General features: G+C 56.5%; 11 protein-coding genes. 7 read left to right on the forward strand and 4 right to left on the reverse strand.

Annotated features, from left to right (window positions below; translation table 11 throughout):
• Nucleotides 1–866: 866 nt before the first annotated feature.
• The 3 genes from H7K52_RS04050 to H7K52_RS04060 form a co-directional block, all read right to left on the reverse strand.
• Complete coding sequence (locus H7K52_RS04050; RefSeq protein ID WP_182629745.1) at nt 867–1481, reverse strand: helix-turn-helix transcriptional regulator; 615 nt, start codon at nt 1479–1481, stop codon at nt 867–869.
• Between the two features lie 96 nt (nt 1482–1577).
• On the reverse strand, nt 1578–4760 hold the full coding sequence (locus H7K52_RS04055; protein WP_182629746.1) for an ATP-binding protein: 3183 nt from the start codon (nt 4758–4760) through the stop codon (nt 1578–1580).
• Between the two features lie 257 nt (nt 4761–5017).
• A complete protein-coding gene (locus H7K52_RS04060) occupies nt 5018–5641 on the reverse strand; it encodes a response regulator (RefSeq protein ID WP_140915558.1) in 624 nt (207 codons plus the stop codon).
• Nucleotides 5642–6066: 425 nt separating this feature from the next.
• Here H7K52_RS04060 and H7K52_RS04065 point away from each other — a divergent pair, with 425 nt between their 5' ends.
• Entirely contained in the window at nt 6067–13044 is a 6978-nt protein-coding gene (locus tag H7K52_RS04065; RefSeq protein ID WP_182629747.1) for an autotransporter outer membrane beta-barrel domain-containing protein, read from the forward strand.
• 538 nt (nt 13045–13582) lie between these two features.
• Here the strand turns inward: H7K52_RS04065 and H7K52_RS04070 are convergent.
• Nucleotides 13583–14395 carry a DeoR/GlpR family DNA-binding transcription regulator gene (locus H7K52_RS04070; RefSeq protein ID WP_008926167.1) on the reverse strand — a complete coding sequence of 271 codons (813 nt, stop codon included), beginning with the start codon at nt 14393–14395 and terminating at the stop codon, nt 13583–13585.
• A 352-nt stretch (nt 14396–14747) separates the two neighbouring features.
• Between H7K52_RS04070 and H7K52_RS04075 the strand changes: the two genes are divergently transcribed.
• From H7K52_RS04075 to H7K52_RS04100, 6 genes are all read left to right on the forward strand, one after another.
• Nucleotides 14748–15545, forward strand: coding sequence for a GolD/DthD family dehydrogenase (locus H7K52_RS04075; protein WP_003848378.1), 798 nt, complete (start codon nt 14748–14750; stop codon nt 15543–15545).
• A gap of 55 nt (nt 15546–15600) precedes the next feature.
• Complete coding sequence (locus H7K52_RS04080) at nt 15601–16536, forward strand: D-ribose ABC transporter substrate-binding protein (RefSeq protein WP_003848377.1); 936 nt, start codon at nt 15601–15603, stop codon at nt 16534–16536.
• 45 nt (nt 16537–16581) lie between these two features.
• Nucleotides 16582–17193 carry a DUF2291 family protein gene (locus H7K52_RS04085; protein WP_003848375.1) on the forward strand — a complete coding sequence of 204 codons (612 nt, stop codon included), beginning with the start codon at nt 16582–16584 and terminating at the stop codon, nt 17191–17193.
• A 10-nt stretch (nt 17194–17203) separates the two neighbouring features.
• Nucleotides 17204–18736 carry a sugar ABC transporter ATP-binding protein gene (locus H7K52_RS04090; RefSeq protein ID WP_182629748.1) on the forward strand — a complete coding sequence of 511 codons (1533 nt, stop codon included), beginning with the start codon at nt 17204–17206 and terminating at the stop codon, nt 18734–18736.
• A 152-nt stretch (nt 18737–18888) separates the two neighbouring features.
• Nucleotides 18889–19956 carry an ABC transporter permease gene (locus H7K52_RS04095; protein ID WP_008926168.1) on the forward strand — a complete coding sequence of 356 codons (1068 nt, stop codon included), beginning with the start codon at nt 18889–18891 and terminating at the stop codon, nt 19954–19956.
• Between the two features lie 11 nt (nt 19957–19967).
• Nucleotides 19968–20765, forward strand: a complete 798-nt coding sequence (locus H7K52_RS04100) for an SDR family oxidoreductase (protein WP_003848368.1) — start codon at nt 19968–19970, stop codon at nt 20763–20765.
• Nucleotides 20766–20806: the final 41 nt, after the last annotated feature.

A 20806-nucleotide genomic window follows, 5' to 3' on the forward strand; every position in this document is an offset into this window, starting at 1 on the left:
CGGGTGAGCAGGCTGGGAGGGTATGGTGAGCGGGTGCGGCGGTGCGTCGTGCAGGAAAGGCCTGCCTGATCGCAAAGGGATCCCGCATCCCTGCGGATTGGGCTCGCCCTCCCTGGCTCGCACACTTTGCTCTTCAGGCAGGCCTTACCTGCACTGTTGGCGATGGTGCGGGGTTTTGCTGGAGCAGGTCTGCGAGTATGCGGGATTTTTCGGGTGAGCAGGCTGGGAGGGTTTGGTGAGCCGGTGCGTCGTGCAGGAAAAGCCTGCCTGATCGCAAAGGAATCCCGCATCCATGCGGATTGGGCTCGCCCTTCCTGGCTCGCACACTTTGCTCTTCAGGCAGGCCTTACCTGCACTGTTGGCGATGGTGCGGCGTTTTGCTGGAGCAGATCTGGAGAGTGTGCGGGTTAGTTCAGGTGAGCAGTTGTGTTTAATATCAACCAGGGAGGGGCTAAAGATGCGCAGTGACTATAGGTGATTAATGTCCGTTATGAGCGAAAAGCGGACGTACGACTAAAAGCTGCCATCAGACGGTTTTTATCTGGATGATCAGGTACTGATCTTAATTTACAAAGCTATCCAAAGATAAATGAAGCCGGATTGAAAAGGGGGACTATCCGCTTAATTAGGCGGAAATTCGGTTACGCAGGCCAGCATAGATTTTGGTAAAAAAATGGCCCCCATTCGGGAGCCAAATACCAGCAATGGGGGGCCATATATCCCTGGTGGAGGATTAATTATCTTGAGTGCGCAGGCTGCTTTAGCTGTGCATCCTGTACACGGGGAATAAAAAAAAGGGGCCACGGATAAAGACCCCCCGGCAGAACGGCATGCCCCTTAGCCGTCTGCCAACACAGCAAGGTTCATCAGGCGGTACGCCGTCCAAATCCCATCCTTTTCAGACGAGGAGACAGCTCTACCGACGTACGGCAGCCAAGCTTGAGCATGATATTTTTACGGTGATGGCTGATAGTTTTAACGCTCAGCTGAAGCCGGTGGCCAATGTCGGTCAGGCTGCGCTGAGTAGCGAGGAGGCGCAGTAACCCGAACTCCCGCGCTGTCAATGCCTCTTTGTTGTTTCTGACTGTCAGGGCTTGCTCCTGCGACTGAGGTCCGACTGCATAGCCGAACACTTCGCCTGCAAGCTGCAGTATGTCAGAACGCTTAGAGAGTACGCAGACACCGGGAAGGCGGCTGAGTACATGGCTGATAACTGCCTTTTCGCGCACATCCGTCAGTATAATCAGCCTGGTGTTCGGGGAAACGCGGCGAAGGCAAACCAGCAGCTCTGTTACGGCCTGTACGTCCCTGCCGAAAGCGCAGAGTTCGCTGATTACCACATTTGAGCCTGCGGCAATGCGCAGTGCAACATCAAATTCTTCCTGCTCAACCAGCCGGACCCTTATGTGCTTTTCACTGAAATAGCAGTTGATGCCCTGTGCTATCCACTGGTCGCTGTCCATCACGGTTACTGTGAACATAATATCTCCTCGCATTCTCTGAGTGTTATTACACCCCAGCCAGCAGCGTGGATGAATCAGATAGTGTCATGTATGGCTGTAGGTATTGTCCTGGTTTCAGCGAGGAGATTTGGCGTTAAAAGCAAGGGCGAAGGCTTCAAGCATATTTGCTGCCTTCAGGACGTGATGAAGGATGACATCAGGCTCTTCCCCCATTTCAGCGAGCTCCTCCAGCTTCGCGCACTGTTCGTCCAGACGGCGGATGCCGGTCACCCGCAGCGTACCGGCAATACGATGAAAAATCCGGCAGGCGCCAGGTAAATCGTTTTCCATAACGGCCTGTCTGGCGCTCTGCAGGTCGCTTCGGGTCTCACTGATGGCGGTGCGGATAAAAAGGTCCGCCTCCTGAGGGCTGTCCGGAATAAAGGCATCGAGCGCAGCGCGGTCAATCCACCCGCTCAGATCGTCATCCGGCCCTGAGCCGGGCGGCTCATACGCACTGATGGCCTGAGCCAGCCGTGAAAGCTCGACGGGTCTGAACAGACAGTCGTTCATGCCTGCGGCCAGACAGCGTTCGCGGGCGGACTCCTGTGCGTCAGCCGTAATGCCGATGATGATAACGTCCGAATCCTCCTGCCGGATGAGACGTGCCATTTCCGGACCGTCCATTTCCGGCATGCTGCAGTCGGTCAGGATGATATCCGGGTGTGACTCGCGCCAGGCCTGTATACCGGCGCGTCCGTCATAAGCGATCAGCGCCTGATGACCAAGGAGTGTGAGCTGCCGGGATATGAGCAGCCTGTTAGCCGGGTGGTCGTCTACCAACAGCACCCGGCGAGGCCGGCTGCGTGGCAGTTCGGGCATGTCTTCAGGCTCAGCCGTGTGGGGGCGGATCTGTACCGGCACGTCCAGCGTGAAAGTACTGCCGCGCCCGGGCATACTCTCAAGGGTGAGTGTGCCCCCCATCAGTGTGGCGATCTCGCGGCTGATGGCAAGGCCGAGTCCGCTGCCGCCCGGTGCCGTATCCTGTGCCTGTTCAAAAGGTGCAAAGAGCCGGACCTGGTCGCATTCCGCTATGCCGGGGCCGGTATCCTCCACGGCGACACTGAGCCTTTCTGTCATCAGGGTAACGGACACCCGTACCTGTCCCGCCTGTGTAAATTTCACTGCGTTTCCCGTGAGGTTTGCCAGCACCTGCCGCAGACGATGATCGTCGGCAAAAATGTCAGCGTCATCAGGCATATCCAGGGAAAGAACGACACCTTTCTGCCGTGCCAGGCCGCTGAATGCCTGTATCACCGGCCTGACGACCGCCCAGACCGGCGTCCAGCGGGGCTGTAGGCTCACCTTTCCAGACTCGATACGCGCGATATCCAGCACGTCACCTATCAGCGCCAGCAGGCTCAGCGAAGACTCATGGGCCACGCGGATGAGCTCCGTATCCGCCCGTTGCTCCTGCACCTGCAGTTCAAGCAGACCGATAACGGCACTAAGCGGTGTACGGATTTCATGGCTCATGGTGGCAAGAAAACGGCTCTTGGTTCTGCTCGCAAGTTCGGCATCGGCCCGAGCCTCCTGCAGTGCGGTCTGCATATTCAGGTAAGCCGTGACATCCTGCCAGCCCCCGATATATCCACCGGTTTCTCCGTCACCTTCCTGAAAGCTCGTCATCCAGTGCCGGATTGTCTGGCCAGACCCATTCCCGGCGTCAAGTTCAAACTCGGCCTCAAGCGGTATATCTCCTGAGGGCGGTGTTTGCATACACTCCGCCCATACCCTGTACAAAGGATGGCGGCTGTCCCAGAGCGGGAGGCTGAGATGACCGGCCGCATTACCGGTGAAGTAGCGTCTGAACGCCGCGTTAGTGTGGATAATATCTCCGTCGCGGCCGGTTACATAGACGGGACGGGGCGGCCCGTTAATCAGCCGATCGCGAAATGCGACTTCCTGACGTAGCAGAGACTTAGCCTGCCGGGTTCGCCGCACCTGCCTGCGCAACGATGCGGCCCAGGCGGCGGTGACAAGAATTAGCGCCAGCGCACCCGCCGCGCCTGTATAAAACTCGGTGCGATATATTTTCCATGTATCAAAACGTGCAGCCGGCGTGGACTGCCAGTGAGCGAGAATGGCGGTGACGATGTCTGGCGGGATGATTGCCAGGGTTTTATTCAGTATTGACAGTAACTCCGGATCGGCCCGGCGCACACCAAACACTACGGCTGCATCCTCCAGTGGCAGGCTCTCGCGAAGGGAAAGTCGGTCCCGGTAGAGGCCCTGAGTCAGATAGCGGGCTCCCGTGAGCGTAGTCAGGGTGGCGTCGGTGTCACCGTCGGCCACTCGCTGCATGGCAAGCCCTGGATTCCCGGTCCAGGATACCGTGGCAAGCGGCCACGTTGAGGTGAACCAGGCCGAGGCATCCTGCCCGGGCACCAGGTCGGCGCGCCGCATAGAGCCATCAAAATCACTGCGTGTCACCATCACCATTGGTGTGGACATAAACGGGGCGCTCAACAGCAGGCTTTGGCTGCGCTCCTGACTCCATATCAGGGGCGACGTCATCAGTACTTCGCCACGTACCAGCGCGTCGGGCAGGTCCCTGCTGTCACCGATATCTATGTAGCGGAACCGGATGCCCGTGCGGAGGCTCACAAGGGCGAGCAGCTCCGGGCCGATGCCGGCAGGTGCACTGCCAGAACCAGTGACGAAGAACGGTGCGTTGAAGGCTGAGCCGGCTACAGGCACCTCAGGGTGCTGGCTCAGCCATGCCTTCTCCTCACGGGTCAGGCTAAGTGGTGCGGCAACAAAGCGTGTCAGATCGTTCTGATCCCAGCGTGACGCAAGTATCTCGCCGACCTGACTGGCGCGCAGATTTTCTATCGCTGTGCGCAATGCGTCGCTGAATAATGGCTCGCGCCCGTCTGTGATAAGCCGGTAAGGGGACATGGGAGCATCCGAAAGGCGGCTGACTTCCAGGGAGTTAACGAAGTTTCGTCCGGTCAGATACCACGCCTCGCCAGCCGGCAGTATGACTGATGCTATGGCTCCCTCGTCGAGCAGAGCAAGCTGCCGCCCGGGACTGAGTTCAGACTGTACCCGGGCCGGCTTTTTAATGTTTGCAGCTCCGCGACGCGTTACCTCTACGGGAAGGGCTTCAGCTACGGTGACGAGATCACCCGCATTATAGTGTTTTGGGATAGCATCGCCGGCAGGAGTGAACACCGCATCCGCCCGTCCCGCGTCAAGCGCAGCGAAAGCCTCTTCTGCGCGGTCGTAATGCTCCACCTTCAGTGTCAGCCCCATACTACGGGCCGCGCTCCAGGCAAAGTCCGGCAGGTAACCGGTCAGGCGTCGTGACGGATCTGTTCTCACTACAGGGGGACGGGCTGGACCATATAACGCCAGCGTCATCTCGCGTTTTTGTCCCAGCCAGCGCCACTGCGCGTCGGAAAGTACCGGTGACTTAACATCCTGCAGGGCAGCAGGGGTGTAACTGAGCTTTACCGGCTCGGCACCCGCAGTCGGTAACAGTATGCACAACAGCAGAAGGCAGGCGCGCATCAGGAGATATTATTCCGGCGCGTAAAATCCAGCAGGTCGCGCTGGTTTTTAAGGCCGAGTTTCTCCATCAGCCGCGCCTTATAGGTACTTACAGTCTTGTTACTGATTTCCATTCGCGCAGCAATATTCATGATCTCCCGGCCCTCGCCCAGATAGCGCAGAACTTCGAACTCGCGCTTTGAGAGCTGGCGCAGACGGTCACTGTCAGGATCAGCCACACTTTCTGCCCAGGACTCGTGCATCCTGAGCGGAAAGTAGCCATAACCTGAAAATACCGCACTGACGGCGTGGGACAGATCGGCCAGGCTGTTCTGCTTGCTGATAAAACCATTGGCACCGGCCTTCATACTGAGCTGGGTGTAATATTCAGGATTTTTTCCACTCATAACGATGACCGGTACGCGGATGTTAGCCGCGCGTAACAGGGCAATAGCCTCCGTGCCACTTATACCCGGCAGGTCAATGTCCATTATCAGCGCCCCGGCGTCGTGCTGCCTGACAAGCTCTACGACGCGGTCAGCACTGTCAGACTCGGCCACCACATTATGTCCGTCTTTTTCTAACAGCATCCGGATAGCCAGGCGCGCCAGCGGATGGTCGTCAATGATTATAAACGCGGCCATATTCAATCTGCTCTGTTAAACATCATTCAACTATATTCTGCCGAATCATTACATGCAAAAAATATATTTATGTAGTCCCTTTCCTACGTCGTTTTTCCATTCTTCTTAGTTAAATCCGTGCTGGTTTAAAAATTAAGAATAAAAAAGTGCATCTGTAGTCCACGGCTTACAGAGCGCCTCCTGCCGTCTGATTCTTGATGTGGTCTTAAGGTGACAGAATTATCTTCGGACGTGCTCACACCTGCGCTGAGCCCCGGAGACAAGAGTAAAAAAATGAAAAAAATAGCTTCCCTGATGAATAACGAACTTCTGCGTCCTTCTGCCTGGATATTTATTACCGTTTTTTCACTGGGCTGGTGGTGCCTTGCGAGCGTCCTTATTCAATTTATTTTCTGACTTTTATTAATTAATGTGAGCACAACACCATGAATAAAATTTTTAAAGTAAAATGGAATGCCGCCTGTCAGCGATATGATGTTACTTCTGAGTTTGCGCGGGGAAAAACAAAGTCTTCGACGTCAGCAAATATCCGCACCGGCACCACAATCAGGGCACTGATTTTTTCAGCGGCCAGCCTGGCCTGTTTTTCAGCAGCAGCAGATATTGGTCTGGATGCGTTTCGACCGGACGATGGCGGACATGTCCAGAATATCACTGGTTCAGTGGAAACGATTGCCGCAACAGGATGGGGCAGCATTACAAAAGGTGATCAAGGATACAGGAACACCACCCTGAACGAGGCGCTTAGCAATGGATATCTTAGCGGCAGCGGTACAAATTACCTGGACCAGCAAATCCGGGTCGGTGACCGGGCTGGATTTGATTATTTTGATCAGCAGACGGGAACTGTAAAGACTTTCGAAGCATATGACAGCAATAGTATCCAGGAGTTTCAGGGTGGCACAGGCATCGTACCTGTTCATTATGCAGTGGGAATAGATGGCCAGTACGTTGACCGTAATCTGGTACAAATTTCTGCCGGTAGTGAGGTGACAGTACATATCGGCAGTAACTCGGCTGATTGGCTGAGCGATCCGCTGAATCAGCTGAATATGATCATGAAGGTGAGTAAATCAAACCCGGACTTTATCTCATCGGTCTTTAAGCTGACGTCTGCCAACACGTCAGCACCAGCGACACTTAACTACGATTCAAACACTCTTATTTATCTCGGTAATAACGCAAATGTGGCACGTCCTGAAACGCTGGCATATTCTTCATTTCAATCAGGATATACCGGAACGTTTAACAGTGCTATAGGCTCCCAAAATGTCAGTAATATTAATGAACTTAAAGAATATAATCAGGCCCTGATTGATGCTGTACAGAACGGTAATCTGGCCCCGGAAAACTACCTTGCGGAATTCAATAAGGCGTTCGAACAGCCCAATAAATATTTATACATTGATTACACTAACAACCCCATCCCTCAGGACGATGCGGTCTGGCAGAACGTTAGTTTTGATCGCGTGGCCTACACCCTTGCCGAGGGGTCTGGCGCCGTTGTTAATATTCTCTCCGGAGCCAATATCACCGCGCGCTATTCAGATGCTTCAATAGTCCGCCTGAAAGACAGCGCGACACTTAATAATGACGGCACAATTGAGTCGTACGCCAACACCACCCGCGGTTCAATGGGAGTGTATGCGACCAATGGTTCAGTTATCAATAACCGGGGCAGCATTAATGCGGGCAGTAACAGTGCATTGCCAAACGCCAGTCAGGGAACGAATACGGCTATTTACGCTCAAGACTCTACTGTAAACAACAGCGGTGTCATTAATGTCGGCCCACGTGGAGCGCTGGGTGGTAACCAGGGTATTACGCTTGCGGGCAACAGTACATTACGCAACACGGGAAATATCAACATTGTAACCCTCACTGAGCCCACCGCGACGACCAGCTATTCAGTTTTTACCCGCGGCGTAATGGTTCAGGACAGTGCCGTTTTTGATAATGATGGTGAGATGTATCTGGGCCGTGAAGCGCAGAAAACGCTGACGGATTCGGTAAGTGACGTCATTGTCAGAACCAGCGGTAACCGACTGGCTGACGTCACAGGCAGCAGTATCTTCCGTAATAACGCTGGCGGTAAGATTACTCTTGGCAGCCTGGTCCAGGGCGCCAGCGCGCTGGTTGCGCATGGCCCTCAGGCGAGCATATCCAATGCCGGGGACATAACCCTGCTTGGCCGTGCTCCGGGCGTGAATGGTCAGGCGCCGCTGCAGAACGCGGGCATGGTAGCAACAGAGGGTGCGGTTAACGTCATTAATACCATTACAGGTCTCATCAGCCTGAAAGGCATTAATTCTATTGCCATGCAGGCCATCAGCAGGATGACAGACCGCACGGGCTCAGCGGTTCGTAATGAGGGTACCATTGAGGTTGAGACCGGAGTCGACCCGGTGACGGGTACCGCCAACTATGGTCTGTGGGCCGAAGGACCTATGGCCACCGCCACTAATGCGGGCATCATTAATCTTGACGGCACAGGAGCTATCGCCGCACATGCGCGCAGTGGTGCGCAGCTGATTATCGAGGACGGTGCAGCCGTTAACTTCCGCGATAAAAATCAGACGGGTTACTACGTCTTCGGCGCCGGCTCACGCATCACCGACAACAGCGCCGGCAGGCAGGATGTCAGCACTGAAGGTTCCGTGCTTTACCGTATAGATGGCGGCGCTGCCTTTGACGGCGGCGGTACCGGTACACAGGTTGGAGTAAGCGGTAAAAACGCTACCGGCCTGCTGGTTACTGGCGTGAAGGGAGCAGGAAGTACTCTTAACACCGGCAACATGAACCTGAACGTCACCGGTGAAGGAGCCTCAGGCCTGCGTGTGGCGGGCGACGCCAGCGGCGTGCTCACGGCGGATACCATTATTAATCTCAGTGGTGCTGGAAGCTCGGCGGGCATCGTGGAGAACACCTACACCGACATCAGCGGCAATCAGAGTCAGGCTGAAGGGGCTACGCTCACAAGCTTTGCCACACTCAACAGCGCCAACGCAGCGCCAGGTGCGGTGGGCTACATCGCCCGCAACGGTGGCACGCTTGACCACCGTGGCACGATCGATTTTACCGCACTGGACACTACGGGCGTGCAGGTTGAGGGTGGCGTTCTTAACAACAGCGGCACCATCCGCGTAAACGGCACGGCTGTGGACGTGTCAGGCGCGGACTCATCGGTCAGCAACGCCGGGATGGTTGATGCTACCGATGGCACGGCCGCCTTCCGCGTCCGTGACGGCGCAGCACTGAACCTTAATGGTAACGGGACGGTGCGCGCGGGCGGCAGCGCCCACGGGGTGCTGCTGGACAGCGGCGCAACCGGGCTTATGGTTGACGGCGCCACTATTGAAATGTCCAGTGGCGGTACCGGGAGTGCCATCGAGAATGCTGCAGAAATCGCGGGTATTCAGCTGAAGAACACCACCATCACCGTGGGTGACGGCTACGGCGTGCGCACGGCCGCCACCCTGGCAGAGGAGAACAGCGGCACCATCACCGTCAGCGGTGCAGGCGCCGGCATCTACTTTGGTCACGCCGATGGTTCCCTGTCAGACAAGGATTTTGATACTTCAAAATCGCAGAATCTGGTCATCAACGTAGACAGCACGCAGGGCCGAGGCGTCGTCACTCATACCAGCGGCGACGTGAAGTCGGGCGCGAGCATCAACGTTAATAATGTGGCTGGCGGGGCGGCGCTGGCCGTTAGTGGCAGTACCCGCAACGTCGAACAGTCAGGTTCGCTCACCTCGCAGTCTCTGACCTCGGCGGTGGTGGATGTGTCCGGCGGCAGCGTCAGCAGCTTTATAAACAAAGGCGTGATTCAGGCGGCAGGTGCGGCCTATGACGCCCTGCGCGTGACGGCCGGCAGCTATCTTAACTTTACCAACGCACGTGGTGGTGACATCACCGGACGGGTTGCACTCGCCGATGGCAACAACAGCGTCACGCTGGAAGGCGGCAGTTCGGCTGACGACGTCACGACCGGCAGCGGCAACGACAATTTCTACCTGAGCGGAATCCGCCCCTCTGATACCGGGCTTTTCAGCTCACTCCAGGCCGGCGCGGGTGCGGATACGCTTAACCTCAGCGACTCCCTGCTGGCGGTAACCGATCCGGCGACCCTCACGGGCTTTGAGGCGGTGACGCTGACTCGTGGCTCAGAGCTCACGCTCGACGGCACGCTGCTGGCGCTCGGGGACACGAGGGATGACGCGGCGGGCACCGGCTACAGCGTCAGCGGGGATAGCACACTGCGCATCATTGGCGCGGGCGACACGGCCTTCGGCAGCTTCCTGCGTGGTGCGGGTACTCTGGCGGCGTCCGCACAGGGTAATGCCTTTGACTTTTCGTCAAACAATGCCGCAGCAGCGGGCCGGGACTTTACCGGCACCCTGATGCTGAACGACGCCACCTTCGCTCTGGGCGGCCTGAATGCACAGGCACTTGCCGCCTCCCGTCTGCTGGCAGGCTCTGGCAGCACAGTGCGCGTGGCGGACGGTGTGCAGCGCATCGGCGGACTCGCCTTTGACGGCGGCACCGTGGCCTTTGATACCGGCACGCCGGGCGAGAGCGAAGCTAAAGGCAGTGTGCAGACCGCAGGCCTGCTGAACCTGAACGGCAGCGGCACGGTGCAGGTAAATGCCGGAACCGTAGATAACTCCACGGTGCTGTCACCGGAGGCGCTGCCGCTGATGGCACAGGATGATGCAAACACCCTGCTTAAGCTGGCCGGCAGCGAGGGTACGGTCACCGGCAGCGGCGGTAACCTGGTGCTGAAGGACCAGAACGGCAACGTTATCAACGATGCGCTTTACACGCAGGTGACACAGAACGGTCAGACCGTGGCGAACGCCACTTACGACTACCGTCTGACCGGTGGCGCAGCTTCTGACGGCCTCTATGCAAGCTATGGTCTGACGGCGCTGACGCTTCTGACCTCCGGCAGTGATGCACTGGTGCTGGACGCACGCGGGCAGACCGGCAGTGCGACAGACATGAGCGCTATGCTCAGCGGTGGCGGTGACCTCGCTGTTGACACCGGTACCGGCCAGACCGTGTCGCTTTCAAATACCGGTAACACCTATACCGGTCGGACGGATGTGCGCAGTGGCACGCTGCAGATGGGGAACGATAACGTGCTCGGCCAGACGTCTGAGTTGTCACTTGCCGCAGGCACCGCGTTTGACATGAACGGGCACAGCCAGACCGTGGGAGTACTGAATGCGGCAGCAGGCTCCCTGACGGATCTTAACGGCGGCAGCCTGTCGGTCAGCCAGGGTGGCACGACGGACGGACGCCTGCAGGGTGCGGGTTCGCTTAACGTCAATGGCGGAACCCTGACGGTACATGGCAGCAATACCGGACTTACCGCCACCACCACCATTGGCAATGGTGCGGCGGCGGAGCTTGACGATGTGCAGGGACTGGGCAGCGGCAGCATCGTCAGTGATGGTCTGCTGGCCCTGAATCGTGCGACCGGACGGCTGGTCAACCGCCTGAGCGGCACCGGCTTGGTGGCACTTAACGATGCCAGCGACATTGTGGCTGAGGGTGACAACCGTGACTTCAGCGGTCGGTTCGCCATAACGGACGGTAGTACGCTGACCGCCACCGGCGAAAACAGTCTCGGAACGGCTGCGGTGGATAATGACGGCCTTCTGAACCTGAACGGTGCTGCAAGCTGGATGCTGGATAACGCCGTCACCGGAGGCGGTGCGCTGGCTCAGAACGGCGCCGGCGTGGTGACCCTGAGCAGCACGTCTGCTCAGTACACCGGTAATACGGCAGTGAACGCGGGCGGCCTGCAGCTTGGCAGCGCCGGACAGGATGTGACCCTGGCATCAGGCAGGACTGACGTGGCGGCCGGGGCGGTGTTCGGTGGCTTTGGCGGTACGGCGGGAGATGTAATCAACGCCGGTACCCTTAAGCTGGGGGGACTCGGTCCGGTGACGCGCGCAGCGGGTGGTGCCGTGCAGTTTACCATCGGCAGAGACCTGACCAGCAGCGGTACCCTGGCGGTGGCGCAGTCGGGTGTGGCAGGCAGCATGCTGCATGTGAAGGGCAACTATACGGGTAACGGCGGGCGTCTGGTGCTTAATACCGCGCTGGGCGGTGATGGCTCGCTCACTGACCGCCTGGAGGTTGACGGCAACACCAGCGGAACAACCGCGGTGACGGTGAACAATGCTGGCGGCAGCGGTGCAAAAACCATTGACGGCATTGAAGTGATAACCGTTCATGGCATGTCAGAAGGTGAGTTCACGCAGGAGGGCCGTATTGTAGCAGGTGCTTTTGAGTATCACCTGGCCCGGGGCAAGGATGCAGACAGTCCCAACTGGTACCTGCACAATACCGTGGAAGAGGCTGGTGGTAACGAAGGCAGCGAAGAGGAGAAACCCGCCGAAGAGGATGACGTTGTACGCGTTTACCGCCCGGAATCCGGTGCATATGCGTCAAATATGGCTGCAGCCAACACTCTGTTTAACACGCGTCTTCACGATCGCCTTGGTGAAACGCACTACGTGGATGCCATCACGGGTGAGACGAAGGTGACCAGCATGTGGCTGCGTAATACTGGCGGGCACACGCGCTTTGCCGACAGCAGCGGCCAGCAGAAAACACAGGCTAACCGCTATGTGATGCAACTTGGTGGTGATGTGGCGCAGTGGAGTTCTGACGGCGCTGATCGCTACCACCTTGGCGTGATGGCTGGTTATGCAAATCAGCACAGCAATACGCATAACCATTTAAGCGGGCAATCAGCGAAAGGCAGTATTAGCGGCTACAGCGCAGGTGTTTATGGTACCTGGCTTCAGGACAATGAACAGAAAACCGGCGCATACGTAGACACCTGGGCGCAGTACAGCTGGTTTAACAATAATGTGCAGGGCGATTCGCTGGCACCGGAGTCGTATAAGTCTAAGGGTATAACCGCCTCGGTTGAGAGCGGTTATACCTGGAAGCTTGGTGAGAAAAATGAGCGTGAAAGCTATTATATTCAGCCCAAGGCACAGCTGACCTGGATGGGCGTGGAGGCAGACAGTATCCGGGAAGGTAACGGAACACAGGTTCAGGGCACAGGAGATGGCAACATTCAGGCTCGCCTTGGTGTCCGGGCATTTATGAAAGGTCACAGCAAAATTGATGACGGAAAAAACCGTACGTTTGAGCCGTTTATGGAGGCCAACTGGATTGGTAATACCAAAACTTTTGGCAGCCAGCTTAACGGTGTCAAAGTTTCGCAAAAAGGCACCCGCAATATCGGGGAGCTGAAAGTGGGTGTTGAGGGCCAGATCAAGCCGGGCCTGAACCTGTGGGGGAACATCGGTCAGCAGGTGGGTAGCAGCGGCTACTCGGATACCAGCGCGCTGGTCGGTGTGAAAGTGAGTTTCTGACCGTTAACGTAAATCATAAGGCGCCTTCGGGCGCCTTTTTTATGACGCCCCTCTTCGGCAGGAAAGTCCGGGCCGCCGACGAGCACAATTGTTTATAAGGTGAGCGAAAGTGTTACGCCTGAGAATGCTCAGTGGCTGACAGTCCGGCTGACCTTTGTACGCGAACGTCAGCTTCTGGCACATAGCGGACGTTAGCCCTATCTCCCAATCGTAGTTGAAACAACTCCTTTACAATCTCACTTTTCAACAAGGGAAATACACCTGTCGCTGTTCGGGAGTACTGAGCTCTGCTTTTATCTCTGTATTACAGCTCACAGCCGAGAGTACAGCGATGTATAACAGTGAACGGATATCCCTGCGGATTGGGCTCGCCCTCCCTGGCTCGCACACGTTGCTCTTCAGGCAGGCCTTACCTGCACTGTTGGTGATGGTGCGGGTTTTTTAGTGGCTAACTGAAATGTCCGCGCTTACCTGTGCCTCACATTTTCGGGTCTCACCGCTCTGGAATCACTCACTTTAGCGGGGTACGAATTTTAAATTACATCGCCCGCTTCAGCGGCAGTGGGGCCACCAGCACTTTTACGCCCAGAGCTTCAAACGCTTTGACCTGCGCGGAGCTGATGCCGCTGTCGGTGATCAGGTAGTGGATGTTGCTCCAGTCACAGGGGAGCGCGAACATGGATACCTTGTCGATTTTGCTGGAGTCCGCCACCACATACACTGTGCTGGCGGATTTGATCATCGCCAGTTTTACTTTGATATCCGTTTCACTGGGGAAACTCAGGCCCAGACGCGGCGAGATGCAGGCGGTCGCCAGGAAGAGTTTTTCAGCCAGCACGTTTTCAAAAAAGCTGGCCGCTTTCTCGCCTGAGGTGGAGAGCGTCGGAAATTTAAAGGTGCCGCCGGTCAGCAGGATATTGATCCCCGGCTCGCCACCCAGTTTCAGGGCGATATTGACTGCCGTGGTCACCACTGACAGACGGCGGATGTGGCTGATGGCGTCAGTAATCGCGGTGGTCGTGGTACCGGAATCGAAAATCACCGTGTCGCCATTTTCGATATGCTGCGCCGCCAGCCGGCCAATTGCCTCTTTCTCTTCCAGATGGGTCTGCCGCTCCAGCAGCATCGCCCCGGTATTCTGCTTGCCCGTCATCAGCGTTGCGCCACCGTGGTAGCGCTGCACAAAGCCCTGTTTCTGCAGCATGCGCAGGTCGCTGCGTAATGTGGCTTCGGTCAGGCCAAAGGTCTCCGTCAGTGCTTTGACCGTGACCGTGCCATCCTCACGGATCATCTCCAGAATTTTCTCGCGGCGTTGCTGCATGTCAGCGAACTGCTCACTTTTGCTTTTCAATCGAAATGCTCCCTTTTCCAATAACCTGAGAGGTCGGGCAAACAAAGTCTCTGTGGCTGAGTTTAACGCGCCATTTTTATGAATGCGAGATAGCCAGATAGGTCATTGGTTTTCGAACGAAAATTAGCAATCCGCATGTTATTGAATCTCTCAGGCTTTCCCGATTGCAGCAGTGCGGCTTTATTTCGTGACTGGAAGCCAGATCACGTCTTTTCAATCAGATAAGCGGCTTTGAGAGGCAGATGGTCGAAATTTGATCTGCTCCACACATCATTTCTTTTCGATAGCATATATTTTTGTTCGAAAATGAATGAATCAACCGCATCAGCAAAAATCTGAGGGGAAGAGTGGGATGAGTGGCGAATATGACGTAAACCTGCGCTACGGCGTAGATACCGCAATGAATCTGGCTGACAAAGTGGCGGTAGTGACCGGTGGTCTGGGCGGTATCGCCATGGCGACGAATGGCATGTTGCTGGAGAAGGGTGCGCGTCTGGCTCTGCTCTATCCGCCGTTTGAAGCGGAGAAGGTTGCCAGTCTGCAGGCGGAGTTTGCGGCCGATCGGGTGCAGTTTGTCTGCTGTGATGTCACCGATCCCGCATCGGTGGAAGAGGCGTTTGACGCGGTCGTTTCACATTATGGCCGCATCGATATCCTGGTGAACTGCGCGGGCTACGTGATGCTGCAACCCGTGATTGAAACCGATTTTGCCGAGTGGCAGAAGCAGATCGCGGTGAATCTTACCGGGCCTTTTCTCTGCTCGCAGGCAGCTGCAAAGCTGATGATCCGTGCCGGTGCGGGCGGCAAAATTATTAATATCGCCTCTCAGGCGGCGTCCATCGCTATCGATAACCATGTCGCCTACACCTCCGCCAAAGCAGGTCTGCTGGGCATGACCAAAGTGATGGCCAAAGAGTTTGCGCCGCATCGCATCAACGTGAACACCCTGTCGCCCACCGTGGTGCTGACGCCTATGGGCGAGAAAGCCTGGCGCGGCGAAAAGGGCGAGCAGATGAAAAAACTGATTCCGCTGGGCCGCTTTGCCTATACCGATGAAATTGCCGCCGCCGTTCTGTTCTTCGCCAGTAACGGCAGCGACATGATTACCGGTGCCGATTTAATGATCGATGGTGGATTCACTATCTGGTAATGCCAGCCCAACATCCGGGACTTCATACCCTGCCATAACGATAAGAGAGAACATCATGAAAAAACGTACCCTGCTTTGCACTGCCGTGGCTGCCTGTCTGGTTTCGCAGGCGGCGTTTGCCGCCGAAAAAGGCACCATTATGATTCTGGTTAACTCACTCGATAATCCCTACTACGCCTCCGAAGCCAAAGGCGCCAATCTCAAAGCGCAGGAACTGGGTTACAAGACCACGGTGCTGTCGCATGGCGAAGATGTGAAGAAGCAGAGCGAACTGATTGATGCCGCTATCGGTAAGAAAGTGCAGGGTATCGTACTGGATAACGCCGACTCCACCGCCAGCGTGGCGGCAATTAAAAAGGCTAAAGATGCCGGCATTCCGGTGGTTTTAATTAACCGTGAAATCCCGGTCGATGACGTGGCACTGGCGCAGATTACCCATAACAACTTCCAGGCAGGTTCTGATGTAGCCAACGTCTTTGTTGAGAAAATGGGCGAAAAGGGCAAATACGCCGAGCTGGCCTGTAACCTGGCCGACAATAACTGCGTCACCCGCTCAAAATCGTTCCATCAGGTGCTGGATCAATATCCTGATATGCAGAGCGTGGCGCGTCAGGATGCGAAAGGTACGCTGATCGACGGCAAGCGCATTATGGACAGTATTCTGCAGGCGCATCCGGATGTAAAAGGGGTGATCTGCGGCAACGGCCCGGTTGCGCTGGGCGCGATCGCTGCGCTCAAGGCGGCCGGGCGCAACGATGTGATCGTGGTGGGCATTGATGGCAGTAACGATGAACGCGATGCAGTGAAAGCGGGCACGCTGAAAGCCACCGTGATGTTGCAGGCCCAGGCGATTGCCGCCGAAGGTGTCACCGATCTCGATAATTTCATTCAGAAGGGCGTGAAGCCGGAAAAACAGCGTGTGATGTTCCGCGGCATTCTGATTACCCCGGAAAATGCCAAAAACGTCCAGGACTTCAACTACAAGTCGTAACTAAACGCTGCCGCGCCTGCATTAGCGGGCGCCAGGGAGAAGAAGATGTCCCGAAGAGTCTGGCTGACGCTGGTGGTCTTACTGTTAAGCGGCTGCAAAATTGTGTCGCAGCAGGAGCTGGCTGACCTGAAAAATCCACCCAATCCAAAAATGGCTAACATCGACCAGCTGTGGCAGCAAAAACTGGTGCCGCAGGTCCAGGCAGAGGCGAAACCGCTGGCGACGCTGATGAAGTCGCTGCAGTCTGCCAAAGACTTTGACAGCGCCTGTCAGACTTATGGCTATCGCAGTCAGGCTGAGAATCCCTGTGTCTTTAGCGTCTCGGTTCGCGGTGAGGTGACCGCGGTAAACACAACGTCGCGCAGCGGAAAAATGACGGTGAAAGACGAATCAGGTGACAGTGTCACTATTCAGACCGGGCCGATTATTCGCGGGACCGCGTTGCGCGATGCCTATAAAGGTGCGAGCTATCAGGACTTTAATGACCAGGTGCTGTTTGGTGACTACGGTAAGGCGATCAACCAGCACGCTTCCACCCTGATGCAGCAGTTCGCGCCGAAAGTGGGCGATAAAGTGAGTGTTTCCGGTGTGTTCAGTAGCTGGGATATTCCGCAGCAGTTGCCGGATATCACCCCGGCTGCGATTACCCGGCAATAAGGAGCGGCAGATGCAAAACCCTCAACCGCAACCGTCCGGCGACGTGATTATCGAAACGCGCAATGTGTCGCGCCTCTATCCCGGTGTGACTGCGCTCGATCAGGTCAGCTATCGGGTTTACCGCAACAAAGTGAATGTCCTGATTGGTGAGAACGGGGCCGGTAAGTCCACCATGATGAAGATGCTGGCGGGGGTGGAAACACCGTCGTCGGGTGAGATTCTGCTGGATGGCAAAGTGGTTTCACTCAATTCCACACATCAGGCGGAAAAACAGGGTATCAGCATCATTTTTCAGGAGCTAAACCTGTTTCCGAACATGAACGTGATGGACAACATTTTTATCGCCAATGAGTTTTTCCAGCGCGGTGTAATCAATGAAAAGTATCAATACGCGCTGGCGAAGTCGCTGCTGGACCGGCTGAAACTGGATGTCGATCCCTATGCGCCGCTGGGCGAGCTGGGCATTGGTCATCAGCAGCTGGTGGAGATCGCCCGCGCGCTGTCGAAGGATACCCGGGTGTTGATCATGGATGAGCCGACCAGCGCCCTGAGCCAGTCGGAAGTCAAAGTGCTGTTCAGCGTTATCGACCAGCTGAAGCGGCGCGGCGTCACCATCATCTACATCTCTCACCGGCTGGAAGAGCTGATGGAGATTGGCGACCACATCACCATTTTCCGCGATGGCCGCTTCATCAGTGAGCGTGAGGTGCGCGACGCCAGCGTGCCCTGGATCATCGCTCAGATGGTGGGTGATAAGAAAAAACAGTTCGACTATCAGCCTGCGCCACAAGGGGAAACGGTGCTGGAGGTCGAGGGACTGACCGCGCTGCATCAGAACGGCGGCTACAAGCTGAATGAGGTCAGTTTTACCCTGCGCAAAGGCGAGGTGATTGGCATTTATGGACTGCTGGGGGCCGGACGTACTGAGTTGTTCAAGGGGCTGATTGGCCTGATGTCCTGTCAGTCGGGCCGGGTTCGGCTGGCCGGTAAAGATCTGGCGAAACGCAGTTTCCAGCAGCGGCTGAAAAGCGGCATCGCGCTGGTGCCTGAAGATCGCAAGGGCGAAGGGGTCATTGAACTGATGTCGGTGACGGCCAACATGACGCTTTCTGACTTCAGTCTGCGCGGTTTTCGCCGGGCGCTTGGGCTGCTGAATCCGGGCCGGGAGCATCAGCGGGTGAATGAGATGATCGGCCATCTGGCGATCAAGGTCAGCGATCCTGACCTGCCGGTGACGGCGCTGAGCGGCGGTAATCAGCAGAAGGTGGTGCTGGGTAAAGCGCTGATGACCGGACCGCAGGTGGTGTTACTCGATGAGCCAACGCGCGGCATTGATGTGGGCGCTAAAACCGACGTCTATCACCTTATTGGCAACCTGGCGCAGCAGGGGCTGGCCGTGATGTTTTCATCGTCCGAACTGGATGAGGTCATGGCGCTGGCAGACCGCATTTTAGTGATGGCCGATGGCAGGATCACGGCCGATCTGCCGCGCGCAGCGGCGACGCGGGAACATCTGATCGCGGCATCAACCCCGCAGGATTAAGCGCCTTATTTTATTTGTCAGTCTGAAGCGGGGCAGTGCTCACCATCCTCACGTACTGCGTGTACGTTTCGGTTGTTATGCGCTGTCCCTGTCCCGACTGCCTGCAACGATTACGCGAACTGGAACAGGCTCTAAGCTGGCCGGAGAATGTCATGAACCAAAAATATCTGCTTTATATGTATTTGCTTAAAGCGCGCACTTTTATTGCATTGCTGATAGTGGTCGGCTTTTTCAGCGTGATGGTGCCAAACTTTCTGACGCCCTCCAACCTGTTGATCATGACGCAGCACGTGGCGATTACCGGACTGCTGGCGATTGGTATGACGCTGGTGATCCTCACCGGCGGTATCGACCTTTCGGTGGGCGCGGTCGCGGGGATTTGCGGCATGGTGGCGGGTGCGCTGCTGACCAATGGCATTCCGTTGTGGGGCGGCAATACGCTATTTCTCAACGTGCCTGAAGTCATTCTGGTGGTGGCCATCTTTGGCGTGCTGGTGGGGCTGATTAACGGCACGGTGATCACCCGTCTGGGCGTGGCGCCCTTTATCTGCACCCTGGGAATGATGTATGTGGCGCGCGGTGCAGCGTTGCTGTTCAACGACGGCGGCACCTACGCCAACCTGATAGGGCTGCCCGCACTGGGCAACACCGGTTTTGCGCTGCTTGGCTCCGGCACTGTACTGGGTGTTTATCTGCCTATCTGGCTGATGCTCGGCTTTTTACTGCTCGGCCTCTACCTGACACGCAAAACCCCGCTGGGTCGTTATATCTATGCCATCGGCGGCAATGAGTCCGCCGCACGTCTGGCGGGCGTACCGATTATCAAAGTAAAAGTCTTCGTCTACGCCTTTTCTGGCCTTTGCGCCGGTCTGGTCGGGCTGGTAGTGGCCTCGCAATTACAGACCGCACATCCGATGACCGGCAATATGTTTGAGATGGACGCCATTGGTGCCACGGTACTCGGCGGTACGGCGCTGGCAGGCGGCCGTGGGCGGGTTTCCGGCTCGATTATTGGCGCGTTTGTTATCGTCTTTCTGGCGGATGGCATGGTGATGATGGGCGTCAGCGATTTCTGGCAGATGGTCATTAAAGGCCTGGTGATTGTTACTGCGGTGGTGATCGACCAGTTCCAGCAACGTCTGCAAAGCAAAGTGGTGCTGCTGCGTCGCCATGATAAAAAGCAGCAGGCAGCGCCTCTCACTGATGTCCGTCACACATAACAGGAGCAATTATGAGCCGCGAACAACGTGGAAAAACAGTGGTGATTACCGGTGCCTGTCGCGGCATTGGTGCCGGGATTGCGGCGCGTTTCGCCCGCGACGGGGCCAGGCTGGTGATGGTGTCAAATGCTGACCGGGTCTTCACGACCGCCGACCAGATTCAGCAGCAATACGGCAGTGAGATTCTGGCGCTGCAGGTCGATGTCACGGATGAAGCGGCGGTGCAGCAGCTCTATCAGCAGGCATCTGAGCGCTTTGGTCAGATTGACGTCTCAATACAGAATGCGGGTGTGATCACCATCGACCGCTTTGACACCATGCCGAAGAGCGACTTTGAACGGATTCTGGCGGTTAATACGACCGGCGTCTGGCTCTGTTGTCGTGAAGCGGCAAAATATATGGTGCAGCAACGCAGCGGCAGCCTGATCAACACGTCATCCGGGCAGGGACGGCAGGGCTTTATCTACACGCCGCACTATGCCGCCAGCAAAATGGGCGTGATTGGCATTACCCAGAGTCTGGCGCTGGAGCTGGCGCCGTGGAATATCACCGTCAACGCTTTCTGTCCCGGCATCATCGAAAGTGAGATGTGGGATTACAACGATCGTGTCTGGGGTGAGATCCTCAGCAGCGAGGAGAAAACCTACGGCAAAGGTGAGCTGATGGCGGAGTGGGTTAAAAACATTCCGCTGAAGCGCGCCGGTCAGCCGGAAGACGTGGCGGGACTGGTGGCCTTTCTTGCCTCGGACGATGCGCGCTATATCACCGGGCAGACCATTAACGTGGATGGCGGGTTAATCTTCTCCTGACAGAGGCTTTTCTGCGTTGGGCCTGCGTTAAATGCAGGCCT

The sequence above is a fragment of the Pantoea hericii genome (genome assembly GCF_014155795.1).
GTDB classification, from domain to species: Bacteria; Pseudomonadota; Gammaproteobacteria; order Enterobacterales; family Enterobacteriaceae; genus Pantoea; species Pantoea eucalypti.

Coding starts and splice junctions, on each gene's coding strand:
- H7K52_RS04050 (WP_182629745.1), bottom strand. CDS start 1,481: ATGTTCACAGTAACCGTGATGGACAGCGACCAGTGGATAGCACAGGGC.
- H7K52_RS04055 (WP_182629746.1), bottom strand. CDS start 4,760: ATGGGGCTGACACTGAAGGTGGAGCATTACGACCGCGCAGAAGAGGCT.
- H7K52_RS04060 (WP_140915558.1), bottom strand. CDS start 5,641: ATGGCCGCGTTTATAATCATTGACGACCATCCGCTGGCGCGCCTGGCT.
- H7K52_RS04065 (WP_182629747.1), top strand. CDS start 6,067: ATGAATAAAATTTTTAAAGTAAAATGGAATGCCGCCTGTCAGCGATAT.
- H7K52_RS04075 (WP_003848378.1), top strand. CDS start 14,748: ATGAGTGGCGAATATGACGTAAACCTGCGCTACGGCGTAGATACCGCA.
- H7K52_RS04080 (WP_003848377.1), top strand. CDS start 15,601: ATGAAAAAACGTACCCTGCTTTGCACTGCCGTGGCTGCCTGTCTGGTT.
- H7K52_RS04085 (WP_003848375.1), top strand. CDS start 16,582: ATGTCCCGAAGAGTCTGGCTGACGCTGGTGGTCTTACTGTTAAGCGGC.
- H7K52_RS04090 (WP_182629748.1), top strand. CDS start 17,204: ATGCAAAACCCTCAACCGCAACCGTCCGGCGACGTGATTATCGAAACG.
- H7K52_RS04095 (WP_008926168.1), top strand. CDS start 18,889: ATGAACCAAAAATATCTGCTTTATATGTATTTGCTTAAAGCGCGCACT.
- H7K52_RS04100 (WP_003848368.1), top strand. CDS start 19,968: ATGAGCCGCGAACAACGTGGAAAAACAGTGGTGATTACCGGTGCCTGT.